A 20390-nucleotide genomic window follows, 5' to 3' on the forward strand; every position below is an offset into this window, starting at 1 on the left:
CGACAACGCGCTCTACGCTAGTCAGCGCGGTTCAGCACCGACCTGTACCAGTGACTGGTTCATCATTGACGCCGCTGCTGGCGTCACTGCCGGCGTTTCATCTATACGTTGCTGAACCGGGCGTCAGGGGGCGTTGAACAGAAACTGGAGGAACAACTCCGCGACCACCACGACGCGATCTCGTTGCTGTTCCGTCCGTTAGCAAAGGATGCTGACGAATCTGCGGCGACCATGAAACCGTGGACTGAGCCGGAGCTCGGGGCAGCCTTCGACGACAACACCGTCGCAACCGAGTTTGTGGATGGGTACACGATTCTCAGCGAACACTTGAAATCGAACAACGGGTCGGCCAGCCTCAACTATCCGCGAGATCTACGCAGGGTCGTAAAATACGGGTGCGTTGCCTTCTACATCTACATGGCGAACCGGCACCAAGAGATCAGCAAGAAGGGGAACAGCCGCGGCCGACTTCCCCTCGTGTTGAACTATACGGGAGATACAGACAATCCAGTCGCGGATGCGAGCCTAGATAGCACCAGGACCGCACATTCAGAGATCCAACGTGCGACCCGACTCGGTATCCGGGAAGTCCTTGACCGGGATGGGTATCGGGCGTACAGCGAAGAAGAGATCTATGAGCAACTGAAGGTCCGGGAGTTCCTTGAGGTCAGCCGACAGAGCGAGGAGAAGCGTAATGAGGACTACGAGACGTTCGAGGCGATATACAGCTCCGATCCAGCCTCTGAGACCTTTGAGAAGCTGGTGAACGCGGTGAGTGATGCAATCCACCACTCGTCCAGTCGGTTCAACACTTACACACCGCAGACCACGGCACAAACGTTCGGCTGGCGGGCCGGCCTCCTCAAACCACGTGGGAACCGGGCGAACAGACGCCGCTTTCGACCGGATCCCGAGATTCTGGAAAGTATTCTCTTATCAATCATCAAACCAGGTGGATCGATGTCGCTCGGTGAACTCTGCGAGGAGCTTCGTACCCGGTATGGGATCATCGTCGGCGGGACTGAGCGTGACCGAGAGCATCTTTCAGCGTGGGACATTCATCTCGGAGCAAGCGGTACCGAGAGCGACCCACTGAATAACCGGAATTACGAGGGATTCAAGCAGGCAGTTGTGGACCTTGGATTTGCGCAGGAATACGCTGATGGCGTAACTATCGTTTCCACCCCATCGAAAAATGAGTGACACGGCAACCACCCAGACTACCACGTTAGAGGATAGTGACCGGCTCATCGGCGAGGCGATTGCCAGCCGTATCAATGACGCGTTGGCATCTGAACCCCTCGGCGTAATTATTGAATCTCCGCCTCGGTTCGATCCAGATGCGTTCATCGAAACTCTGTGTGACGGTGCCGAGTACGATATCGGGCTGGCCCTGGCTGGGATCTCCGAAGCAAATGTGGACACTCTTCAGCAGACTACTGCGGGATCGTCTGTCCGAGTGACTGGCGAGGTCAGTGTCGCTGTCAAGTGGCGAAACGGTTCCGATACTGGATTCGATTGGGACGGGGAGCATATCCCGGAGCGGACAGTCGTGCTTGTACGGGGAGACCATGCAAAGATGGGATCACTTCACCGGCTGACGGCTATCCCGCTTGGCGAAATCAGTAAACAGATCACCGACCGGATGCGGTCACTTGACCAGTTCGCCGATAACGCCCCCGCACAGGCGGTATGGAAAACGCTCGGGACAGATCTTCGGGACCGGTTCGGGATTCCAGCGATCGCGGATTATGCTGTTGCGACCACACGAGACTCGCGGCAGGCCGCGCTCGAAGCATTAGGACATGAACTCTATCGGCTGAGACTGTTCACAGATCCGGGGTTAGACGTACCTAGCGAGATTCCGGAGCGGCTTGCAGACAATCTGGATCTGGTCTCGCGGGTCGCGCACATGGCTAATACTGATCGACGCCGGATTATGAACAGCATCCGGAAAGGCGACGACCAAGCGGAACGCGGTGAGATCGTGGAAAAACTCCGACGGTTTGAACGGACCGGTGACGGTACGATTCTGGCTGAGTTAACCTACGAAGAGGTCAAGGATGTGTTCTCCACGTCAAGCCAGTCGACAACCACGAAGTCAACTCGAACTACGCGAGGCGATGTGGAATCGGCAAGTGTGGAACTCGTATTCGATGACCGGAAAGAAGAACTCTCCAGTCTGTCTGAGCAGTTCGATGATTCGTTCGAGGAGGAGGCGCTCGAGAACGGTGAGAACCGGGTGTATCTAGACTACGATAACGACCGTCGGCTCGGTGTCGACGTGGATGATGACCAGTACTACTTCATCCAGCATTTCGTGACTGAGAACCGGTTTGGCGGCGTCATCCGTGATGCTGAATCCAGGCAAGATGCCATCACGAACTTCCAAGCATTAGATGCTGAGTTCTTCTCGCCTGAAGGGGACGACAGTAGCTTCACCCAGCTCCGCCAATTCGCTGACCGCAACGAGGATTTCGAATCCCTTGTCGAAGCGATCGACAAGTTCATCGAGGCACGGTCCGCGCTCGTTGGCGATCTCCAGGGTCTGTTGAACATACCGCTCATCAAACTCCTTGGCGATGGGGACCTCCTGGAACAGACACTGACCTACATCCAGGCATACCGCACTGCCCAGGATAAACTTGATAAGAAATACCGCGATCTGCAGGACGCAAGTTCGTCCGGGGCCTCACGCGTCCTTTCAGAGTTCCTTCTGCTGGACACGATTGTACTGGAAACAGAGCAGGGGCGGGAACTGATACTCTCGCCGCTTCATCCGCTGCATCTCTGGAAGTACGCAGAGTTGGCGCAAGAGGTCTCTGAGGAGCGTGAATCGCTGAGCGAAGAGGAACGGGAGTTCCTTGTTGAAGCCGTTGACGAACAGCCCCACGTCCTCCGCAGCATCCATGTCGGTGGCAACAGACGGCTCCAACGGCAAACCTACTTAATCCAGTCAGATGAGTTCGGGAAACTCCCCGTGTTCGGGGAGCCGGGGGAGGCCGACGCCGGTACCAATTCCCGAGTGTGGGATTACCTATTGGAGAAGTTCGTCTCTGCGTACCCGCCAGCGAAACGCCACCTCAAAATCAGTGTGGTCGACCCGATCCAACCATCCGATCTACTGAAAGACATAGCGGACTGTGCAGACGACGGCCACCTCGATGGTGCGACCGTCGAGTTCGTATTCATTGAGGGGCGCAAGAGATCCATCTTAGAAGGGACCACACCAGCACAGGAAGAAGACATCACTCGCATTTTCGGTCCGGACAGCGACATGGGATCGTTCCGAATTGTCACTCGAGAGTATGCAAGCTACGATGACTATCTCGAGCATTTGACGGTGAATCCCAAGCATTTCGTCTTGCTGAATGACCGTAGCGAGTTCTACTTACAGGAGTTCGACCGGGATACCGACACGACGATTCACCCGCTCTACGTGCCAAAGGAGTTCCAGTATGATTCATTCGAGGACGAGATCAGTATCTCTCCGTCGAAGGAGGGTGTACTGTTCTCCGAATACCAGAACCTGGTCAATCAGCTCTACAGCCAGCGCCAGACCATCCACAATGCCGAGGTCCACGAACTAAATATTCCACGCGAAACCGTTGATCAACTTCTAGGGTCATCTATCTGGGTATGTCTCTCAACCCCAACGATGAATACCAACCCGTTCTGGAACGAGAACCTCATCTCCCAAGAACGTCGAGGAGATCGTGACTACGCCATCTATTCCGGCGACATCGACCATTTCCGTCGGACACTCCGCCGCATAATCAACGAGTACCGGATTGCTCCCGACGACGCCGATCTCGAGGATATCGCCGAACGTATCGCAAGTATCCAACAGAGCGGACTTCTCCGACTGATCACACAGGAGACTCTGAGTGACCAACAGTCACGGAACACGAAGGGTATCCTCGGATCGATCATCGCGGTCCAGTGGCTACAAGAGAAACTTAGGACGCCAAAGCTGATTTTCTCGATAGACGATCCGGTGACCCGAGAGTGGCTGAACTTCGACAACAAAGGTCGTCGGGCAGACTTCTTGACCGTCCAGTTCAATGACGATGGTGGTCTGATCCTCGATATCGTCGAGGTCAAAGCGCTAGATGAGCCCGACGATGCATTCACCGTCCATGAAGAAGATGACACCAAGGTCGTTGAAGGCCCGGCAGTAGAGCAGCTCTTCGAATCGACGGAGACGATCCGGAAACTGTTCAGTGGCGAGGATAATATCACTATCGCGCCCCGAAAGGAAGCACTCCGCGAACAGATATATCATGAACTGATTTCTTCAGATGTCACGGGTGACAAGGCCGAGTGGGCGACGCGCATCAACAACGTGTTCCGAGGTGAGGCCCAGATTGAGGTCAACCCACGGATCATCTCAGTCGAAATCACGAACCAGGCGACAGCTGATGAACGAATTGATGGCGTGACCAGGGAAGCGCAATCTATTCGCGTTGACCGGGTACCGCGACAGACAATTACGCGACTACTGGTGAGCGGGTTCGAGGAGGAAAGTGAGAGCCGATATCGCCCCGAAGAAATCGAAACTACGGGCGAGGAAGATCCAGAGGACCAAGAACTGACGGACGAAAACGAGGAAACAACAGAACAGGAATCGACCGAAGTTAAAGCGGCCAAGCCTACTAATACCGATCAGCCGTTCGGTGACCGGGCAGAGTACGCCGATACTGTTGAAACGCTGAAACGTGTCCTGAACGAGTTCGACATCAATATCCGGGATATTGATCCAGACGAAGTTGAGGTCGGGCCAAATATCATCCGCTTCAAAGTCCAGCTAGCTCCAGGTGAACGCCAGCAGAAAATCGAGCAACGCTCCGAGGACATTGCCCGTGAGATGGCACTAGAAAATGAGCCGATCATCCACCGGCTTCCGAACACGCGATTTATCGCCATCGACGTTCCCCGTCAAGACCGACAGATCGTTGGCCTCAACGAGTACGTCGACAATCTTCCGCGCAGCGAGGAGGTGACTGTCGGCGATCTTCCGTTCATCGCCGGTATTGAACCATCCGGCGACGTCTATGTTTCTGACCTGCGGGACGCGCCTCACATGCTGGTCGGCGGGACTACAGGGAGCGGGAAGACCGTCTTCCTCTACTCGCTATTGTCGTGTATACTTGAGACACAGCAACTAGATCAGGTTCAGTTAGCAATCATCGATCCTAAGCTCACGAACTTCATGTTCTTCCGGGACCTCCCGAATTTAGTGACGGACGATATCATTACAGAAGCAGACGAAGCCTTCAATCTGTTTGACCGGCTGGTGAACGAGGAGATCCCCCGTCGAAAGGAAATTCTGGAGGAGAGCGCAAGCGTGGACATTGTTGACCACAACTCGCGAGCGGACGATCCTCTCTCACCGATGGTCGTTGTCGTCGACGAGTACGCTGATCTCTTGGATGCCGCCGAGGACGATGCCGACCAGATGGAGACGAACGTTCGGCGGATCGCTCAGATCGCACGGAGTGTCGGAATCCACTTGGTCATTGCTACGCAGCGGCCGAGTGCAAACATCATCAACACGGATCTCCGGTCAAACCTGGATATGCGGGCGGCGTTTCGAGTTCCCTCGGATTCCGATTCACGGGTCATCCTAGACGAGAACGGCGCTGAAGGGCTTGGTGGAGACGGCGACATGCTATTCAAGGAAGGGAACGAGGTTACCCGGCTACAGGGGACACTGATCGAACCGAACGACCTCAGGGAGTTGGTTGACCGAATCTCATAGGGGCTATCTCAATATTTCAATCCATATTGGATCCGCTCCAGTATATCTCAGATAATACTATTAGACCAAAAACAATAGATACCGTGTTTAGTAAGGATTCTCCATGAGTGGCTTTCTCTTAGTCCCTGTTGATGACGACTGGATGGAGGAGTTTGATCGGACAGTGAAAAACACGGTGGCTATCTCTGATCAAAAAAGCGCCGGACAAACTACGAGAACAGGGAGAGGTACGGCTCTGGGGGACAACCAACGAAGAAAAGAAACGTCCATACTTTGAGAAGGCGGAGACTGGTGATCCAGTCCTGTTTTATAACGATGGACAGTACTTCGCAGCAGGGCGATTGGGCGAAAAGTTCGAGAGTAGTAAACTCGGCGAACTCGTGTGGGGAGAGCCTGAGAGTAGCTTTATTTTTACACTGACTGATTTTCGGCAGATCGCCCTCGATGTCGAACCAGTGAACGAAATCTTCGGCTACAAATCTGGAAACATCCCGATGGGTTTCAATCGGCCATCAAACAGCGCGACCAGCAATTTATTACAAAAATTCAACTCTGTTGAGGAAGCCTATCAAGAACTGACTTCAAAAAATACAAAGAGCCAAGATGAGTCATCGGAAACCGATCAATCTGAGTCGACAACAGAGGACATCCGCGACCATACGGAAATTCAGTGGGAACTCATCCAGCTTGGGTTGGATCACGGATACGATGTGTACGTGGCGAAGAATGATCAGAATCGCGAATACGAGGGTAGCAAGCTTGGTGATCCATGCATTGATTCGCTGAATCTAACCGGTTTCAGTAAATCAGCTATGGACATCATTGAATATGTTGATGTGATCTGGCTTGATGATGATTACATCGTTGAGATGTTTGAAGTGGAAAGTACAACCAGCGTATTCAGCGGGATTCTCCGTATGACTGATTTCGTCGTTAAAGTTCCGAATCTCAAAGTGAGCATGAACATTGTCGCCCCTGCTACTGATGAAGAGAAGGTCCGAAAGCAGATGGCTCGTCCGACATTCGAGCAAGTACTAGATCAACAGGAAACAGGCTTATTGAACTATATATCGTTTGAGGAAGTTCGGGAACTTCGGAAGGTTGTGGAAACAAATGGACCGCTTCGATCCCCCTTCTAACTTGCTGTCATCGCCTTCAACACGCGATTTTATTGTTTGGTATCGTAGTCGATGACAAGATCGGGCATTCTGTCAGTTCCTCCCTGAGTGTCAAAATGCCCTGCCGTTAGATCCGGGAGGACGAATATACGAATTTGGCCGTCGCTACCGATAATCTTCGAATCATCGATATCGTAGATCCGGACCTCATCAGTATATGTTTCTCCAGTATACGGGTCATAGGTGGTAATGACCAACCTCCCCATCGATACATCGCGTACCTCCGATGCGGCATCCGCGAGTCTTCGAACGTAGGGCGCTCTTCTGTGTTGCCGATCCGCTCAATCCAGTCGGTGTCATTCTCTTCTGCCCGTTCAAACCAACTCCAGGACATACTGGACCTATCTTTTGCAGTAACAAATAGCATCTGTACTCATTCTGAGAATGCGTTGAGTTGGGTGGATCCACCCAAACCTGAAAAGCTGCTAAGTAGTCTACACAGCAGTAATATATGTTGATGGCTCAAATCCGCGACTAATGGCTATTTACCAGTTCGCGTGCGACAATAATACGCAGCAAGAGTGTTTTTCTAAGAAACTATTCGGTGAAAAAGATCTCCCCAACGATCCTGTGGAACAGGGCGACTACCTTATCCTCCGCAACTACGAACAGAATATCCAGTACGGGCCGTTCAAAGCCGACTCAGATCAGGAACGCAATATCGATCCCACTGCCTGGAACGGTCGCTTCACTGCACAAGTCCGCGTCACGTGGGACGATATCTACCAACTCCCCGACTCCGGCTCCCCGTTCCCGGCTGACTCAGACATCAACAAACTCTCCGGCGATCGAGAAACCGCTGTCCTTGACGCTTTCCAAACAGACGGCACCCCAGTCGAGATCAGAGACGACGGCAAGGTTACACTAACTTCTGAACAACCAGGCACCGAGACTCAATCTACCGACACGACCCCGCTCGAAGACCCGATCCCTACAGTTATTGAACAAAAAGACGCCGGCATACAGACGGTTTACGATGCACTCACGGAAGCATTAGAACCGGGCGCTGAACTATTGCGAACAGCAACAAGGAATGAACTTCGTCCAAACCTCTACCGAGAAGCCCTCGCCCACCTCCTCGCCGGAAAAAATATTATTTTCTACGGTCCTCCTGGCAGTGGCAAAACACGAGCCGCCACTAGACTTGGTAATACCCTCTGTACAGATCTCCACTTCGCTACCGCTAATGCTGAATGGACACACCACAACGTTGTCGGTGGTTACCAACCGGCCGGAGACTCATTCATCCCAACACCTGGCATCCTCACCACGGCCGCATCCAAATGCGAACAATCACTCCGCGAGAAAACACTCCCAACCTGGCTCGTGATCGATGAATTGAATCGCGCTAACCTCGACCAGGCTTTCGGTGACGTCTTCACTTTACTCGACCTCAGTCACCGAAAGAATGCACCATTGAGTTACGCAGGCGGCAACGGTACTCAATCAGTTCCACTCGCGTTTCGGATCCTCGCAACAATGAATACCCAAGACCGAGCGCAACTCTTCTCGCTAGGATATGCTTTCCGGCGTCGTTTCGCATTCGTCCGCGTACCCTCACTGTTCAGTTCGCCAGAATCACCGACGTCAACAGCACCAAACTACCGTACCGAATTCCCAGAACACATTCAAGCGACCAGAAGCGTGATTGAGTCGGCGGTCCTCACTGATCTTCAATTGGATCCGGTAACAGACAACGATACTCCATTCTTATTGCCGATCCTGTCTGAGATTATCGAACCAGAACTTGCTCTCGAAGAAGCTACAAATAGGCTCACCACCGGTGAAATTGACTTCATAGATACGATCCTCAAATTTGTGCACACCCTTTCTGAGCTAGATATCGTCGATATCGGCCAAGGTGTGGTAATTGACGCGATCAAATTCGTTGTGTTATACCTGAAAATGTTTCCAGAGACCACTAACTGGACGATCGTCGATAACGCCGCAATCGCCTATATTGTACCTCAGTTAGATTCATTCAGTTCTGAACTTCGACGCGCTACCACAGTTTCCACCGATAGTGATGCAGTAACTCGATTCAAGGATGCCTGCGATACCGCTGAGGAACTGGGATTCATGAAAACAACAGACCGGATGAAAACACTTCTCAACGGCCAGCAACTCCTCTAACATGGAAACCTACCAGACGCGGTCACAGAGCGCACTCGGGGTGAGCCATGAAGAATGGCATGAATTAGTCTCCTTTCTAGACCAGAATACGGAAATATTCGAACGAAGCCGAGACGCCTACGGAATTGAAGAAAGAGTACCCGAAATCACCTACAAATACGGTACGCAGGTATTTTCCCCGAAAGGATGGGTTGGACGCTATCCTGGCGACATAATGGTCGTCCCTGGCAAACTATCTCAGAATGAATATGAACAGTTAATAACTGATGTAGCGGGCTGGCTCGAAATGTGGTCTGTCCCAACTGCAGCAGCTATCATGCCTCTCGTTGCCCGCGAAAGTAACGAACCGCAAGCCATGACGCTCGGCTACAGCCGAGCTGTGATCGAACTCACAGAGTCAGTGCTATCGCACCGGCCACATGTGGAGGTCACACGTCGCCCAACTCGCGGCCCCGCGATGCAAGGACGGTTACTGGTTGAGCAGACGGTATCCGAATGGGGATCTGGCAATAAAGAGTTAGTCACCGAAAGGACTGAGTTCTCTGTTGAAACCCTCCCGAACCTCCTCATTATACGGTTCCATCTTGCACTCGCAAATGCCCTTGATGAATTGGCTATTGTAAATACATCCATCAGAAGGGGAATCGACGAATACCGTCACTACCATCTTCAATTTATCGAGGATGGTCTCCCCGGTGACTTACTGGACCAAGCAATTTCGACTGATTTTACGGATTCGACCGTGCTCTCTAATACGCGCGAAGCAGCTACTGGCACACTTAACGAACTGGTTGATCTCTGGGAAGCCTACCAGTCACACACCACACTCTCTGTCTCATTCGGAGAACAACTGAGCATCGGTATCAAACCAGTCAGTAAGATGTACGAAGTCTGGGTCCTCCAAATTCTTCTCGATGAAATCGCTAGCATTCTGGATATGGCACCATCCACCCCAGACGATAATCTCAACAAATTCGAGTTTACCTCGGATGTAACCCTTCACTACGATCGCCCACTTACCGAGTACAGTCATCATCTCGATGAACTCGTAGAAAATCCAGGCCGGCCTGATTACGCACTCTCTGTGGATGATGCCGTCACCTGGATAGGTGATGCGAAATTCAGACCACTTCGGAACATCGAATTGGCTGATTACCAGCGTCTATTTGGATACAGTGGAGACCTCTTGCCAGCCACCGGTGAACATTGTGTTAGTATCCTCTATCCCGGCAATACTATAGACAGCACACTCTCTAAGGGCGGCCATTTCAACGTCAACCACCTCCCTATTCGTCCATCCAAAATCACAGAACAACGTCAAGAGATCAATGCCCGTTTATCACACGCACTCGCGACGGAAAATCATGAGGAAACCTAGTAATCTTTCTCGATGGTAGTGGTTCCTCCAAAAGAGTATAAGCCTACAATAGATGGAAAACCTCGTAAGGAGAGATAGAGGGAGGTTAGAGTTGGTGGTTAAGACGGAACGTGACTTCAGGGAGCCGTTTGGTCAATTCATAGCTGGAGAAGTCATGATCAATTGCCGCTCCTCCGCTGGATCGATCGGTCCGTAAACACGATCGAATGTCGAACGTTACGGTGTTCCCTGAACTCCGGGCTGTCCACGTACCATCCGGATTCCGTTCAACCTCGTTATCGGGATCCAGCAGTTGGAGTGTATCACGGACTTGATCAGCCAACCATTCACGACGATCTGCAGATAACGTCGGTGGATTCCCGGACTTTACATAATCGACGAGGTCGTATCCGAGATGCCGATTCAAGGACTCGTGCAGGTGGCGATTCTGATAGACGTTCAGGCAAGAGTGGCACGAAGAGTCACAATCACAGTCCAGTAGGATTTTCTCAGCTGCGTTAAGAACATCATCAAATTCATCCCAAACACGTGCCGCGAACCCTGCTCCGCCCGGCGTAGTATCGAATAGATACACTTCAAGATACCCTTCGGGATCACTATCGTCTGCATCACGCGTTCGGAAGCCACCTTCCAGCTCATCAGCATCGATGCCAAGCGTTCGTGAGGCAGCCAACACTAACCCTTCAGAGAGGGACTGAGCAGCACTCTCAAACCAAGGAGCTCCTGGCACCCACTCCATTGGCTCCTCAATAGGGATCTGGAAGACCGTCAGATCACTCCGGAATTCATGTGAGAACGATGTCTGTATCGGCTCCCCATGACATTTGTCAGTCCACTCATAGTCCTCCTCATTATCGTCAGTATTCCAATCAATTCGCGGATCCTTCGGGTACGGCCGGTTGTGTGAGTCAGACAGATTTCCGTCTCGATCTACCGCACCACAGAGCCGGCACACCTCAAACCCTTCTTCCTCAGGGCCTAGATTCGCTACCAGCAACTTCTCATCGGACAAGTTCTTCACCTGCCCAATACCAATGGACTTCGTGCGAGCAGCACCATCACCACCTGTATCTGCCTGCCCTGACGATGTTGGAGTCAACGGATACTTCGGTGGCGTAGGATAAATTCGTTCTTCCTCGTAGGAAGAATCCTCGCTAATCCCGTAATCTGGATCAACTTCCGGTGCGAACGCTGGCGGTGTATACTTGTGGATTGAGTTGATCCCAGCCCCGCACACATCACACGGTTCGCCCATCATGTTCTCATCCGGATTATCATAAACCGTGTCACACTCTGGACAGATATTAAGCCAATCCAAGTCACCCCAATCTTCTTCTGAGGCTTTATCGACGGGATTCTGAGAGAATTTGTAGAAGACACCATATGATGTGAATGTCTTCTTATCCATTACAATATCACGACCCGGAACGTACGTCGATAGTGCGACCTTCAGATCCCGAGATGTTTCATACTCGGTTTTTACTTCATTGTCTGACCGGTCTAATTGCTGCACCACGAAGTCACAGACATCGATTGGGAACGAGAACGTCGGTAGGAGGGCCTGATCAAGAAGTGTTTCAAGTAGTTCTCGATCCTCATTGTCATCACTAGTCCAATCAACTTCGGCTTCAAGCTCAGCGAGCGCCTCGTTGAACTCATGAGCCGTCTCTTCGATGAATGCCTGCCGCCATGCGCCACTCCGATTTGTACCGAGTTCGTCCGGCAGCAATTCCTCCAGTTGCGTTGTTTCTGTGGATCCACCCCCAATGATGATCGATTCCAGCCAAGTGCTGAATTCTTCATAGGTGTAGTCGCTATTACCAGCAAAAAACGCCCCACAGGTACCGAGTGACTCGAAGACAGCAGATCCTTCACCCAGTTGCTCTGGTTCAAAGAATTCTGCTAATAGAGATGCATTAATATGTCGTTTCGCAATCTTCTCATTGCCTGCATAGATTGTGGGATCGGTACCTTCAGCACCGACCATCTCAGTGGGGTTATCGAAGTAGTGCGACTCGTGCGGAGAGTTGTCTGCGAAGGTGATGATGGTTGAAAGCCCTGCGCCGCGTCTTCCAGCACGCCCGGCACGCTGTTCGTAGTTCTCCGGCTGTGGCGGAACTGTTCGCATTGCAACACCAGTAAGGCTCCCGATGTCAATCCCAACCTCCATCGTAGTCGTACAACTAAGTACGTCGACCGGCTGTTCCACCTCATTTTCACCAACAAGGATGTCTTGAAAGAGTAGTTCGTATCGCTCTGTCTTCGAGAAGGCGTCAGAGTTGTCTTTCTTATTGAGTTGGGCCGTATGCTCCTCGGAACGGAGTGTGAATGGCTCCTTCTCACCGTGGGCTACGGCACGTGGCGGATCACGAAGATGGCTTTTCCGCGAGTCCACACGGATATCAGAGCTGTCGACTGTTTCCAGCGCCCCATGACAACCTTCACGCGGGCAAGAGTCGTCGAAGGACGTCATCGTGTATTTATTGCACCCTCGGCAGCGGTACCACTCTGCATCAACCGCTAACTCGATAGTTACCGCCTGAGGATTCACGAAGTAGTGGAAATCCTGATTCCGGTCAAAGACGCGTGTCCCACCTGGAGTCCGTTTCAGTAATCCCTTGATGTCCTCCCAATCGTCTGTGTCCAACCGGTCGCCGACTGCATTTCTGAGATATTCGGGAATGAGCTCTTCTTCCTCAAGACCAGCCTCTTCTCGGCTTATACTTCCGTACCGAACGACGTCATTCCGGTTCTGGATTGAGATAGACGAGTCATACGCCCACTCAGAACAAGCGTGTCGAAGGACTTCAACGATGATCGTATCGAGCAATTCCTCATCGATACTGCTCTTATGAGTGATCGCATCCATCACATCTTCTGCCGGTCTGAGATATGCGATAAGCGTCTCAGGAAGCGAGAAATAGTCGTGACCTAGGGCCTTGAGAAGCATTGTATCGTATTGCCTTGGACGCCCCTGGCCACCACCAGACAGGTCATCAGCAATGTAGGGACTGTTAAGCAGTTGCTCCGCAGAGTCAACGCCTTCTTCACCCATTAGCCCAGGGATTTCATCTTGGATCCGCGAGAACTGTGTTCGCGATCCAGGATACACTTCTCCTGACTGGTTGAAATATTCGTCGTGGTCATCGAAGTAGACAATGTTATTCTGGTAGCAATAGATGACAAATGCGGCGAAGAACTCGTCCATCCCTGCAGAGTCAGGGAGCATATTTTCTGTAATATCAGCGACCACCTCTCGGAACGAGTCCTGTTCAACGTGTCCCTGAAGGTCTCGAGCGAGACGAGCAGCCTTCTGCCGACCGTCAGAGAAACACAGCACTTTCTTCCCCTCATTTGGGTACTTTTGTTTATTCTCTTGCGGCGGCTGGAAGTCAAACATCGACCGTACAATGTTTGCAAACGGCTCCTCGCCTTTCGTCTCTAGATCGGATACCTTGGTTTCGCCGTTATTCTTACGACGGTTCTTTTGTCCACAGGCTGGACAAGGATTGAAACACCACGGATAATCCTCATCTGGTGGCTCTTCCGTGGGCACCCAGACAGGAATGTAGTTGCTCTTATCAGCTGGCGATTGTACCAGATGCCCGGTAGTGAGGTTTAAGTAACGCTTGCGGGTCGTCTCCCTAAATGAGCGCCTAGTTCCTTCATCCCCATGAGTCGCTATAGGACCATCTGGACCAATGTCCTCCCGAGGCTTCTCAACAAGAAGATGCACCTCCTCTAGATTATTCGCATTATCTGGAGCGGTCCACAAGAAAGTTTTATCATGGTGATCTGCAGGCGCTCGGAACACTCGTAGATAGGCGGCACCACAGTCACGATGACTGTATAGTTCAAAAACGCGAGAGTCACACTCATCGCATTTCCGCTTGGGTGTCGTGTAGAGTTTTCCGAGTAGATCATCTTCGGCCGTTTCCCGTCGGCCATCACAGTCCGGATTCGTACAGACATACTGAGAGGGAAGCCCCTTCATAAACATATGGAGACGAGTCGGTAGCAACGAAGACCCATCTGGACGTTTCGATTCTGTCGCTAAGTACAGGAGATTCCCTGTTGCCTCAATCGCCTGTTCGTCATTGTCTGTATCGAATGCTTCACCAGCTAACTCATCTAGTTCAATAGATTCATCACGGAGTTCATCGTGAATAAACCGGAAGATGGGATCTGATTCGAGCTCCGCTGCTACGTATTCTTCCAGTTCCTGATCACCATCATATGGCATCCAGTCGCGCGTAGCTGCCAGTTCACGAATACTAGACTCCTCAATCGTATAATTAACTGCCTCGAACGCTTTAGCAGCACTCTGATCACCAGAACTCCCCCCAGACAATTGTTCTCGTGTACCTTCGATAACGTCAAAATCATCTGGGTCCGAAGACGTCAGTTCAGCTGCAAAGTCGGGGGCGACAGTCTGGACATCTCCACCCATCGTCGCGCTCGTCAGAATGAACCGGACTCGGGATCGTGGAATCTCGAGCTTCTGTAACAACCGGTTTAACAATAGAGAGACTTCCGCTCCTTGCGCACCGTGATAGAGGTGGGCTTCGTCGAGAACAATATTTAGTTCATTCTCCTCGTCCTCATCGAGCCACTGACGGGTTTCTTCGAACAAGGGCTGTTCAATGGGACGCAACAGCATGTACTCCAGCATCGAATAATTCGTGATGAGAATATCCGGCACCCCGCCATAATCGTTGGGCGAATGCATCTCCTGTCGAGTAAATAGCTCTGCATCCCCTGGTTGGGTCCTGAACTGTGTGGAACGACTTTGGCCCTTGCTTCGGAACCCTTCGAGATCTTTTGCTGGAATCCGTCCCCGATCTTTGAGATCATCGTAGAGATCTTCGTCTTCATCTTCGAGATCGATATATCTGTCAAATATTTTAGCGAGTTCGTTGTAGTTTCGCTCCTCATCATATTCTCCATGATAAGGAGTCCGGCCAGTATACATCCCAAACTGGACGGTTCGTCCCATTTGTTCCTCGAGAATATCCGCGGCATCGTCATCACCGAACAGGAGCCGCATTCGAGCGAGTTGATCTGCAACCAGCGCGTTCATCGGATAGAGAACTAGTGTTCGCATCCCCCTCTGGTCAGTCGATTGATTGCGCTGTGCTTCTCGCGCCAGTTGGCCAAGAATCGAATACAGGAAAATCTCTGTCTTTCCAGACCCAGTCCCAGTTGACACCACTAGATCCTGATCATCACCAAAGAAGGATTCCAGCGCATTCGCCTGATGTTCGTATGGTGGGTCATAGATATCCAAGTCGTAGCCCTTGAGATCCTCTAGGAGGCTAATCATGCAGTCGGGTAAATCGAGATTTCTAAACGGCTTCCCCGACACATAGCGTGGAGAGGACTCCACCCATGGTTCCGTGGAGATCGCCCCATCAGCCATCAACCCCCGGCGCTCTTTCAGAAGTCGTGGATGCTGCAGATGGTATGTTGATTCGATGTATTTTCGGTGATCCTGTTCCAGGTCTTCGGAGACTTCGGTTATCGATTTCATGTATTGTCAGTGATCCTAACGGGAAGTTTGTTGAACAGCTGTTTCGTAGCCGCCTTATTGTCCGGTGTGATGATCCACCGTAGATATCCACTGGCGGGATCATACAACCCACCAATTGCCGCCATCCAGCGGAACACCGGGCGTGGAGGCTGGAAATCAGCCTTCACTACTAGCCCCTCATCTGCCTGTTCAAAGATGACCTCTCGCGTATTGCCGTCAAGGTCATCGAGAATCAAGCACACGTACTTCAATATCCGTCGTGGTACTTCAGCGAACTCGCTTGTCGGGTTCTCCTCAACCGGTTTGCGGCGAAGCCAGTATCGAGCCCCACGGTTCTCGCCAAAGTCTTGGAACAACGCGTAGAACTTGCCGAACGTTCGTACATCTTGTTCCTCATCGGTCCACTGCAAACGATAAGACGTGGATCGATCAAACCCATTCCAGTGCCGCTCAGGTTGGACTGTCGCGTCAAACTGCCCATCGAAGAACGACTCAAGCCAGTCCAAGTCAAAGGATTGGGTGTCCTCAATGTCGACGTACGATTCGATCGACTGCGTCCCAATATCGGCTGCTTCGATTGCAGGCCGACTCGTGTTGAGAATGTGCCTGCTTGTCCCTCGAATCTCGATCGTGAAGTCACCAGTGAATGAGCGTGTCGGAAGCCCAGACACTAGGACTGGTGCCGAAGCAGATGACATCACCGCTCGTGTTGGTCCTGGTGAATAATATCCTCCATCTAGTTCGATGAGTTCACCTAAAAACTCAAGCGATGGTTCAGGGCCTTCAGTGAGCACCCGCCGGAAGAGATCGGTATCAATCTCTTTGGCGGAGTCAGATGCATCTCGTTCAAAGTCAATTACGGTCTGAAGTTTCCGGATAACCCAATTTCTCAGTCGAAGATTATGGACTTCTGGCCACTCTTCATCTTCGTGGATGATGTCGGCCATGCCAAGACGGATGCACTCAGACACCAGTGCTCGTCGAACCACATCAGTATGCTCAGGAAGCCGTGCGGGTGGCAAACCAGTGAATGACGCCAGTAGTTCACGTAGTTCAGGTTGACTCATATCTCACCATCCTCCTGGCGCTCCTCACGCACAACTCTCAGTATTTGTCCTACCTGTTTCCTTGCACGGTAACGAAGCGTAGTATACGAGGTTCCCTTTGGGATAGTGTATATATCACGTACCAACCGCCACTGCGCCTTGTCGGGTAATGGATCCATCTCCTGAATACGCTGTTTCACAACTTTATCGGGTAACATCTCTGTGTGTACAGAATTTGAAACTGAACTAGACGATTCAAAAGAAATTGTTAAATTAGGAAGACTATCTAACTTAAACTGTAGGCGTTCGCATCCCTCTTCAAGTACATCTCTGATGAGCGGTTGCACCTCAGTGAGCGTTATATTTCGACGTCGGACAGTATCATGATCTGCGGACGTGTCTAACTTGAAGAAAACATCAAACCGATAGTTATCAGGACTCGTCATATCGAGGTTGTCAACGAACCCATCAGCGTCAACCATCTGCGGAAGAGTTGCTTCTGTCGGCCCCATCAATGGGTTTAGTTTATATGTTTCACCTTTTGTTTTGACAGTCAGGGTGAGTCGAGGTTCAGACCTCCAATGAGGGTAGCCAACAGTTTCGGCGGGTTCGAACTGAAGTAACCGATGTTCGTTGGTGTTTGGTCGGTGAACAGTTACCTGAAGTGCCTCAGAGCCAGGGAATGACCGGCCCCAAAACCGAGGGACCCCCTCACCGAGTGCCTCCAACTGATCAACGTTGCCTGCATCACGCGGGAATGGAATAATCTCGAACTCTGGGTCGGTTTCTGGAGCTGGCGTAATGCCGACCAGGATTTCTTCGCCGGCCATAATTGCTTGCGGAGCTTCGGAATTTGGCGTACTGCGCGGTGGAAGAACCAGATCAGCTGAGAAACGTTCTCGCTTGACCATCTCATCTCCAAGATACTCTGTGAGAAGATCCTGTTCGTCGTGATACTGAAACCCAACGAGATAATAGTCGCCAACCTCGTACACATCGACTTCATCACGACCGTCATTCGGGTCCTCGTCCATGACAATACCAACCCAATCACCGGGAGAAGCCTTGACCTGACCGCTGACTCGATGGGCACGTGTCTGATCACCCACAAAGACATCTCCTGATTTGAGACCTTCGGCACGCCACTCACCGGCGATCTCCTCGAGGGCAGGGCTATCGTTTGTCTGAACCTGGAGGAGGTATTCCTTCGCGTCCTGTGCTAGAGTTATTGTTGTCTCTGTTTCGTTAGGATGGAAGTTGCTAGGTTGGAATGAACCTTCGATATTGGTGCCTTTGATTGAGAGATTTTGGAGAACATCGTCAGGCGAAGTTTCAGGCCCAAGATCCTCCCAGTCCAGCGTTGGTAGGATACCGATCAGTTGGACAATACCATACTGGATGCGGAGGCCAATTGTGATGGTATGTTGATCGTATGTTCGTTCTCGATCTGTAGTTCGTTTTTCTTCAGTAAGTTTTCTGATTGCGTCAGGAGTGCCAAGACTACAGTCACGTTCATCTAAAACGCCCGGATAGTGTGCGAAGTAGTGTTGATAGGTATCACCTGTGCGTGTCTGGAGCGGACCCTCGCAGTCTGGACAGGTGTAATACCCACGTGGTTTTGATTTCTCGGCCTCCGATATGTGGACTTCATTACCGTGAGGATCTAGTGCGAACGGTATTTTTGCCATTTTATTTTGAATTGTACGTCTGCTCTAGAGCTCCATCATATTTGCGTAGAAATGGATTAGAAGCGAGATCTCCCCGCTGTTTAACAATCTCTCTACATTCCCGACAGCTATTATTGTCTATTTTAAACCGTACTGCTTCTTCAATCGGGTTTAGATTACCAGAAGGAGCGATCACGGGGATAAACAGTTCACTCATAGACAGACAAATAGGATCTCAATTTCATACTGTATTTCATTGGAGGCTGTCATTTGATCACGCCTCCACTCCTGTTTAATACTATATAATTCTTACTAAGCAGATAGACCGCCACTCTAAAAACATTTACTTCGAGTAAGGGGAACAGAATCTTTCTAGTCGACATGAACCGACAAACGTCTACGGCCTGAGGGTTATCTACCACAACTATTGCAGTATAAAACACGATTGCGTAGACTAAATAAACTGGGTGATAGTGACCATCTCGAAAGTGAATATAATGTAGGCCAGAATAGATGCCGTAGTATCAGGCTACCTGGGTTTCGTAGCCACTATCGTTGAACGGGTCTGCAAGTTCGATCTCACGAGTCTTACCATGTCGACCTCCGTAGTGATACGTGCAGTCCAGTATTCTCAAGAGTTCCAATTCAGAGAGTACATCACTGATACTCCGGTGTCCGACGCTTGATTCTGAGTAAACTTCTGAGAGATCTTCGTACCGTGAGTAGACTTCTCCAGTAGTTACCGGTCCCGAGGATTCGCTCAACAGCTCCATCACAGCTTGAACAACCAACTGATGATGAGTGGAAAAGTAAGACAACAGGTGGTCCAGATACCGCCGGAATGCAGCATGTTTCACGTCCTCAATTACCGCCGAAGTGATTGTGTCTCGACGTTCTCCGGCTACCTGAAGCCAGTAGAGTCCGATCGAAATGTTCTGAGTCGTCTCTCCGATTTTCTGAAGCGCATCGCGTTGAAGCGAATGTGAGTCCAGTGCCTGCTCTGCACGCTCTGCTAGGATCGAGAAGGCCTGATTCTCGGAGTAACTCTCTAACTCTAGTCTGTGTGGCTGTAGCGAGCTGACCACCCGATCGTCAGCCTGCTTCATGACTGACGGCGTCGTAGAGGTCAACAGTAGCCGAAGATTTCCCGGAATTCTTGAGAGGTAGTAGAGTAGGTCGCTGCCATCGTTCCTCATCAGGAACTCCACGTCGTCCAGAACAACCAGCAAAGGCAGTGCCTCAACTCGCTCTCTAATTCGGCGCTGGAGCGAGGAGATATGGTGGCCTGTACTGACGTCCTCGTTGGTCAATACGCTCAGAATCTGTGCCAACGCTTTGTACTGGGTGTTTGAGGATCGGCAGGAAACGTAGCAGGTCGCAGATTCAGTTGACGGCGTTGCCTCCAGTACTTTCTGCACTATATGTGTCTTCCCAGTACCTCGAGGACCGGAAATCAATACGTTACTGTTTGAACTCAGATCTGAACCGAACTCTCTGTTCAGCACAGACTTCGCTTTATCCCGATCTCGTAACTTCGGTGGAAGATTTCCAGGCTCTAATGCCTCTGGGTTCTGAATACAGCTCATGGGAAAGGTCTGGTTCAAGAGATTTCATATTCACTATCGTAGAGAACCGCAAATATCCGCGGTAAATCCCAGTACAACGTTGTAGAGCAGTTCATACGAACTCCTCTGTGC

9 protein-coding genes are annotated in these 20390 nt (G+C 51.2%); 5 read left to right on the forward strand and 4 right to left on the reverse strand.

What is annotated here, in order from left to right; translation table 11 throughout:
* Nucleotides 1-108: 108 nt before the first annotated feature.
* The 5 genes from GJ632_RS00370 to GJ632_RS00390 all read left to right on the forward strand — a co-directional run bounded on the left by GJ632_RS00370 (nucleotide 109) and on the right by GJ632_RS00390 (nucleotide 10450).
* Nucleotides 109-1203 carry a hypothetical protein gene (locus GJ632_RS00370; protein WP_191451511.1) on the forward strand — a complete coding sequence of 365 codons (1095 nt, stop codon included), beginning with the start codon at nucleotides 109-111 and terminating at the stop codon, nucleotides 1201-1203.
* The gene (locus tag GJ632_RS00375) at nucleotides 1196-5761 is read left to right on the forward strand and encodes a DNA translocase FtsK (RefSeq protein ID WP_191451513.1); all 4566 of its coding nucleotides are present in this window, start codon (nucleotides 1196-1198) and stop codon (nucleotides 5759-5761) included. Before GJ632_RS00370 ends, GJ632_RS00375 begins: the two co-directional genes overlap by 8 nt.
* Nucleotides 5762-6102: 341 nt before the next feature.
* A complete protein-coding gene (locus GJ632_RS00380; RefSeq protein WP_191451515.1) occupies nucleotides 6103-6900 on the forward strand; it encodes a hypothetical protein in 798 nt (265 codons plus the stop codon).
* A 516-nt stretch (nucleotides 6901-7416) separates the two neighbouring features.
* Nucleotides 7417-9072 carry an McrB family protein gene (locus tag GJ632_RS00385; protein ID WP_191451517.1) on the forward strand — a complete coding sequence of 552 codons (1656 nt, stop codon included), beginning with the start codon at nucleotides 7417-7419 and terminating at the stop codon, nucleotides 9070-9072.
* 1 nt (nucleotide 9073) lies between these two features.
* Nucleotides 9074-10450, forward strand: coding sequence for a hypothetical protein (locus tag GJ632_RS00390; protein WP_191451519.1), 1377 nt, complete (start codon nucleotides 9074-9076; stop codon nucleotides 10448-10450).
* A gap of 85 nt (nucleotides 10451-10535) precedes the next feature.
* Here the strand turns inward: GJ632_RS00390 and GJ632_RS00395 are convergent, their stop codons facing one another.
* The 4 genes from GJ632_RS00395 to GJ632_RS00410 form a co-directional block, all read right to left on the reverse strand.
* A complete protein-coding gene (locus tag GJ632_RS00395) occupies nucleotides 10536-15980 on the reverse strand; it encodes a DEAD/DEAH box helicase (protein WP_191451522.1) in 5445 nt (1814 codons plus the stop codon).
* Nucleotides 15977-16951: a hypothetical protein gene (locus GJ632_RS00400; protein ID WP_191451524.1), complete on the reverse strand. Its 975-nt coding sequence runs from the start codon at nucleotides 16949-16951 to the stop codon at nucleotides 15977-15979. The genes GJ632_RS00395 and GJ632_RS00400 overlap by 4 nt, the downstream gene beginning before the upstream one ends.
* A gap of 92 nt (nucleotides 16952-17043) precedes the next feature.
* Nucleotides 17044-18714, reverse strand: a complete 1671-nt coding sequence (locus GJ632_RS00405) for a hypothetical protein (protein WP_191451525.1) — start codon at nucleotides 18712-18714, stop codon at nucleotides 17044-17046.
* A 503-nt stretch (nucleotides 18715-19217) separates the two neighbouring features.
* Nucleotides 19218-20198, reverse strand: coding sequence for an AAA family ATPase (locus GJ632_RS00410; protein WP_197427764.1), 981 nt, complete (start codon nucleotides 20196-20198; stop codon nucleotides 19218-19220).
* Nucleotides 20199-20390 lie beyond the last annotated feature (192 nt).

This window comes from Halogeometricum sp. CBA1124, from assembly GCF_009741955.1.
Lineage (GTDB): Archaea > Halobacteriota > Halobacteria > Halobacteriales > Haloferacaceae > Halogeometricum > Halogeometricum rufum.

Bases quoted from the DNA above. Each gene is read 5' to 3' on its own strand.
- GJ632_RS00385 (WP_191451517.1), top strand. From the start codon at position 7,417: ATGGCTATTTACCAGTTCGCGTGCGACAATAATACGCAGCAAGAGTGT.
- GJ632_RS00405 (WP_191451525.1), bottom strand. From the start codon at position 18,714: ATGGCAAAAATACCGTTCGCACTAGATCCTCACGGTAATGAAGTCCAC.
- GJ632_RS00395 (WP_191451522.1), bottom strand. From the start codon at position 15,980: ATGAAATCGATAACCGAAGTCTCCGAAGACCTGGAACAGGATCACCGA.
- GJ632_RS00390 (WP_191451519.1), top strand. From the start codon at position 9,074: ATGGAAACCTACCAGACGCGGTCACAGAGCGCACTCGGGGTGAGCCAT.
- GJ632_RS00375 (WP_191451513.1), top strand. From the start codon at position 1,196: ATGAGTGACACGGCAACCACCCAGACTACCACGTTAGAGGATAGTGAC.